Here is a 5,624-nt window from a genome sequence, read left to right as displayed (position 1 = left end):
ATATTTTGGCAAACCGATTCAGTGATGGTATCGTCTAGAATACATAGATGATATTTTTTGTCAATGCGTAAGTCCTAGATTTTTTGGCTCTGCTGAATTTATGTAGGATTTTGTCTGTAGGGATAATTCTAAGTCCTTACACCGTCAGCGGTGGGGCAATCACGGGGGGATTTCCCTACAAATTTTATACCCCATTCAGCAACGCCGATTTTTGTTTCCACTCCGACTTTACCTCCCAGTTGGTGTCAAAGTATTCACTTTGATTTGAATATAGATTTTCTGTTCATTAGCATCGAAACAGCCGTCACCCCGATCGCCAAAACCGATGAGAAGTGTTAGCTTAGTAGTTAGTTGTGTCGATCGCACAGAAAAAAAAATGCCTGAACTACAAACCGATACATACCAAGACCTCGACCCGCAAGTCCTCTCAAAGCCCGTTGTTGTCGGTCTGGAAGAGGTAACAAAAGTTTACGGGATTGGCGACCTGGAAGTTCGCGCCTTAAACGGCGTCAGCTTGACCGTAAGACAAGGAGAATATTGCTCGATTATGGGCGCATCGGGTTCCGGCAAATCTACAGCTATGAATATTATCGGCTGTCTCGATCGACCTACGAGCGGCAGTTACTACTTAGACGGCGTAGATGTCGCCCAAATGCCCGAAGCAGAATTAGCCGGAATTCGCAATTTAAAATTAGGTTTTGTCTTCCAACAATTTCACCTATTGCCTCAATTGACAGCCTTAGAAAATGTCATGTTACCGATGGTTTATGCCGGCATTCCCGCAGCAGAAAGACGCGAACGGGGAGTAGATGCTTTAACGAAAGTAGGTTTGGAAAGTCGGCTGCAAAACAGACCAAATCAACTATCAGGAGGACAGCAGCAGCGCGTAGCCATTGCCAGGGCTATTGTCAACCGTCCCGTGTTGTTGCTGGCTGATGAACCTACAGGTGCATTGGATACAAAAACTACTCAAGAAGTAATGGATATTTTTACAGAATTCAACGAAAGCGGCATGACTGTTGTTATGGTAACGCACGAACCGGAAGTGGCGCGCCAAACCCGCCGCGTTGTCTGGTTCCGCGACGGTAAAGTTATTCACAACAATCTCAAGCCCGAAGAGCTTTCCCACGCTGTATTTTAGTATTAGTGTTAGGGTCTGTGGGATGCACGGCACAGATGAGGTATGGGTTGCGGGCAAAGAGGAGACAGCGATGGCACTCAGGAATTTTGGGCATGGCGAGGGTGTTGAGGTTTTGGTCTGGGTTTAGTTTCCCAAAAATAGGGGTGTTGGTGGTGGCGATCGCCATGATTTCACTTTTTGGATTGCTAGTATTGTCGGTAGTATAACGGTTATTTTTTTTGGAATTATTAGCGGTGCTCGACAGCTTCAGCTCGGAGATTTAGCGCTATTGGGTTCGATAATTGCTGCTGATTTTGGCTATGCTGAAGGTGGGCGACTAGCTAAGGTTTTAGGTGGGTGGCAAGTTATTGGTTGGGCATTGGTGATTGTCGATTATTTCTAGGTTTTACCCACAATTTTTGTTGTTTAAAAACAAGAGTTAATAGCTTCACCGAGCGCCGGCTTGGGTTTGGCTTATGTGAGTATTTTTAGTCAATTTATCGCATTTCTTGCCTGGTATCATGGTAGGGCAATGGGTGAAGTTGCACAGGTAGGTCAAATTCAGTTGTTGCAACCATTTTTGACGATTCTGGCTTCGGCAATTTTGCTTGGTGAAACTCACCGAGTAGATCGCCCTAGTCACGGCCTATTTGGTTGTTGCTAGCGTAGCTGCAGGTAAAAAAGCATCAATTAAGCGGGCAGAAGATTTGTGAGGCGCTCGTTTTCTCAACAGGCTATTGACTCGGAACATTGACTTTCACATATCGACTCCATCTAACGACAGATGTAAAGCCGGGATTATTTCTGTTCAATACTACCAATCAACTGAATTTTTAAGAGAATAGTAATGTTAGATATTGATGAAATGAGTTCACAAGAAATACAGGAGCTGCTACATCAAGTATGATACGGTCATCTAGGCTGCATACACGAAGGCAAACCCTACGTGATGCCAATGCATTATTATCTCGAAAATTCGGACATTTACCTGTTTACAACCGAAGGCATGAAGACTCACGAGCTTGATGCAAATCCAGAAATTTGTTTGCAGGTTGAAGAAATACGCGAGCCGCTTCATTGGCGCAGCGTGATCGTGAATGGTCGAGCCTCCCGCCTCCAGGAAGATATCGATCGGGCAATGCACTCGATCAAAGAACGCAATCCCACGCTGTCACCTGCTATCAATCGAACCTGGATTGATGCTCAGGGACGTTCAGAAGCGATCGCAATCTACCGCATCGACGCAGTGAAATGAGCGGACGCACGACTGATGGAGTCAGCAGTCGCTAAGAACCGAGATACCTCAAACGTTCTAGCATGAATGAACTTTATGCGATGCCATTGATGCAGATGCCATAGGCCGTGCGATCGCCTATGTCATTTAGCAGCCCGGTAATTTTGATGTGAATGAAATCATCCTCCGTCCGACACGTCAAGAACTTTAGACTAATAGGAAAAAATCATGAAACAGCGAAAACTCGGCAATCAAGGATTAGTAGTTTCAGAGTTAGGACTGGGCTGTATGGGGATGTCCGAGTTCTACGGGACAACCGATGAGTCAGAATCGATCGCCACTATTCATCGCGCCTTAGAGTTAGGCGTGACTTTGCTCGATACGGCTGATATGTATGGTGTCGGTCACAATGAAGAGTTGGTCGGCAAAGCGATTAAAGACTGTCGAGATCGAGTCATTATTGCCACGAAGTTTGGCAATGTGCGCGGTAGCGACGGCAGCTTTAAGGGCGTCAATGGCAAACCCGAATATGTCCGCTCTTGCTGTGATGCCAGTCTCAAACGCCTGGGCGTAGATACGATCGATCTTTACTATCAGCACCGAGTCGATCCCAACACTCCCATCGAAGAAACCGTAGGCGCAATGGCGCAGCTCGTCCAAGCCGGGAAAGTTCGCTACCTTGGCCTTTCCGAAGCCGCGAGCGCCACGATTCGCCGTGCAATGGCAGTGCATCCTATTTCCGCACTCCAAACTGAATATTCGCTCTGGAGTCGGGAGCCAGAATCTGAGATTTTGCCCACTTGCCGAGAGCTAGGGATTGGATTTGTGCCTTATAGCCCTCTGGGGCGTGGGTTTCTCACAGGCAAAATCAAGAGCCTTGACACATTATCTGAGGGAGACTATCGGGCAGGGCGATATCCTCGCTTTCAAGCCGAGAATCTCCAGCAAAATCTGGAGTTAGTCGAGCAAATCGAGCAGATGGCAGCCGAATTGGGTATCAAAGCCGGACAGTTGGCGCTAGCGTGGGTTTTGGCGCAGGGCGAAGACATTGTGCCAATTCCAGGCACTAAACGTCGCACCTATTTAGAAGAAAACATTGCGGCTGCTGCTGTGACGCTGACTCAAGCAGAACTAGAGCAAATCGCCAAAGCGCTGCCATTAGGAATTGCCATGGGCGATCGCTACCCCGATATGAGTACGGTCAATCGTTAGGATTTGGCGCGAGTGATGTTTGGCATCCATGCCTTTAGTAAATAAAATCTACCCAATAAGGAGAAAATTATGACAGAGATCGTGAGCCGCGAGATTCAGCTAGTCTCTCGCCCCAAGGGGATTCCTACCGCAGATAACTTTGCGATCGCCGAGACCAAACTAGAGTCACTTCAAGATGGGCAAGTGCTCGTTCGCAATCTCTACATTTCGGTAGATCCATATATGCGCGGTCGCATGAACGAGGGGAAATCCTATGTTCCATCCTTCGCGTTAGGAAAAGCACTCGAAGGCGGCGCGGTCGGTGAGGTCATCGAGTCTCGTGCCCTGGAATTCAAGCCGGGTGATGTTGTGACTTCCAACTATGGCTGGCGGGAATACTTCATAGCTGCACCAAAAGATTTGCATCAGGTTAGCCGCGATATTCAACCGCCCTCAGTTTACCTCGGTGCCCTCGGCATGACAGGTATGACTGCTTGGGTTGGGTTGAATTTGGTAGAAGTCAAAGCCGGCGATGTTATTTTTGTTTCGGGAGCAGCAGGCGCGGTGGGAAATGTCGCCGGACAACTGGCTTCATTGCGCGGATGCCGTGTCATCGGGTCTGCTGGATCAATGGAAAAAATCAAGTTTCTGCGGGAAGAATGCGGATTTGATAGCGCCTTCGATTACAAGGCCGGCCCTGTCCTCGAACAACTGAATCAGGCAGCACCGGACGGAATTGATGTCTATTTCGATAATGTAGGAGGCGAAACGCTGGAAGCGGCGCTCTCGGCATTACGGGTACATGGCCGGATTATCGCTTGTGGCAGCATCTCCGGTTATAACGATGAAAAGCCCCAGCCTGGCCCTTCCAATCTATTTAATATGATTGGCAAACGCTTGACGATGAAAGGGCTAATCGTTAGGGATTGGCTCGATCGCCAGAGTGAATTTGAACAAGAAGTGGGCGGCTATTTCCAAGCTGGCAAACTGAAGAACAAGGAAACAGTGGTGGTAGGAATCGAGCGAGCGGTGGATGCGTTCATCGGTCTTTTTGAAGGCAAAAATGTGGGTAAAATGGTGGTAAAATTGGACTAGGTAGCCACTAATTGAGTGGGTACTTGCTTCATTATTTGAGAAGTTGAAATCCGACATCGCTTAGACATTATTGGGTTTAATAAAGTATAATAGTCCGCGAAAAGCGAAAAGAAAATTGGGCGATTGAAATCGCTTCTAGACAAACGAAGTCCGCCTACGCGGACTGAAGAATCAAGAGGATATGAGTCTTATGCAAGAGGGCTTTAGCTATTAGACAGGGGTTTTAAACCCCTGGCGGACTAATAGACAAAACGCCAGATACCTGCTTAATGAAAAGCACTGGGAAAAGCTTCCCAAACTCGATCGACAAAATCTCTAAGTTGCCGAGATGCGATCGCACGATCCTTTTTTTCAGCATCCAGAGAGTGCAACTCAGTCAACAGTGAAATTACCTCAGTATCAAAAGCCTCCCGAAACAAGCTCAGCGGCCACAGCAAATCAGCACCATCCCGCAAATCGGATAAAGTGTATTCTGCCGATAAATCCTTCCCCGACGCCGATACAACTAACATCAAAGGGCGCACCCAACAAACTTGACGTGCCTCAACCACTTGGATTACCTCGGAATGCAGGCACGCATCTCCACATTCTAAACTGACAATTTGACCAGGCTTAAAGTTCAAAGCACAATCCATTAATGCTCACACTTAATACAGACATAACAAAGCAGCCAAATAAGTGCTGCATCTCTCTACAGCACCGGAAAACATTATACCATAATTCCTTCTTCCTTCTTCCTTCTTCCTTCTTCCTGACATCCGTTACATCCGTTACATCCGTTACAAAATCCGTTGCCGAACTTCCTTCTTCCTGACATCCGTTACATCCGTTACATCCGTTACATCCGTTACAAAATCCGTTGCCGAACTTCCTTCTTCCTTCTTCCTTCTTCCTGACATCCGTTACATCCGTTACATCCGTTACAAAATCCGTTGCCGAACTTCCTTCTTCCTGACATCCGTTACATCCGTTACATCCGTTACA

General features: G+C 47.2%; 7 protein-coding genes. 5 read left to right on the top strand and 2 right to left on the bottom strand.

Annotated features, from left to right (window positions below):
* The first annotated feature begins 376 nt into the window (after positions 1-376).
* From QUA16_RS31390 to QUA16_RS31370, 5 genes are all read left to right on the top strand, one after another.
* Positions 377-1,141: an ABC transporter ATP-binding protein gene (locus QUA16_RS31390; RefSeq protein WP_333108248.1), complete on the top strand. Its 765-nt coding sequence runs from the start codon at positions 377-379 to the stop codon at positions 1,139-1,141.
* 457 nt (positions 1,142-1,598) lie between these two features.
* The gene (locus QUA16_RS31385) at positions 1,599-1,784 is read left to right on the top strand and encodes an EamA family transporter (protein ID WP_333108247.1); all 186 of its coding nucleotides are present in this window, start codon (positions 1,599-1,601) and stop codon (positions 1,782-1,784) included.
* A 291-nt stretch (positions 1,785-2,075) separates the two neighbouring features.
* A complete protein-coding gene (locus QUA16_RS31380) occupies positions 2,076-2,375 on the top strand; it encodes a pyridoxamine 5'-phosphate oxidase family protein (RefSeq protein ID WP_333181618.1) in 300 nt (99 codons plus the stop codon).
* A gap of 207 nt (positions 2,376-2,582) precedes the next feature.
* Entirely contained in the window at positions 2,583-3,566 is a 984-nt protein-coding gene (locus QUA16_RS31375; protein ID WP_333108245.1) for an aldo/keto reductase, read from the top strand.
* Between the two features lie 69 nt (positions 3,567-3,635).
* The gene (locus QUA16_RS31370) at positions 3,636-4,640 is read left to right on the top strand and encodes an NADP-dependent oxidoreductase (protein WP_333108244.1); all 1,005 of its coding nucleotides are present in this window, start codon (positions 3,636-3,638) and stop codon (positions 4,638-4,640) included.
* A 266-nt stretch (positions 4,641-4,906) separates the two neighbouring features.
* Here the strand turns inward: QUA16_RS31370 and QUA16_RS31365 are convergent, their stop codons facing one another.
* A complete protein-coding gene (locus QUA16_RS31365; protein WP_333108243.1) occupies positions 4,907-5,263 on the bottom strand; it encodes a hypothetical protein in 357 nt (118 codons plus the stop codon).
* A partial coding sequence (locus QUA16_RS31360) for a hypothetical protein (RefSeq protein WP_333181616.1) occupies positions 5,253-5,624 on the bottom strand: 372 nt, incomplete at its 5' end. The genes QUA16_RS31365 and QUA16_RS31360, both read right to left, overlap by 11 nt.

It is taken from the genome of Microcoleus sp. S13_C3, assembly GCF_036700905.1.
Lineage (GTDB): Bacteria > Cyanobacteriota > Cyanobacteriia > Cyanobacteriales > Microcoleaceae > Microcoleus.
This window is presented reverse-complemented; position numbering and strand designations above follow the sequence as displayed.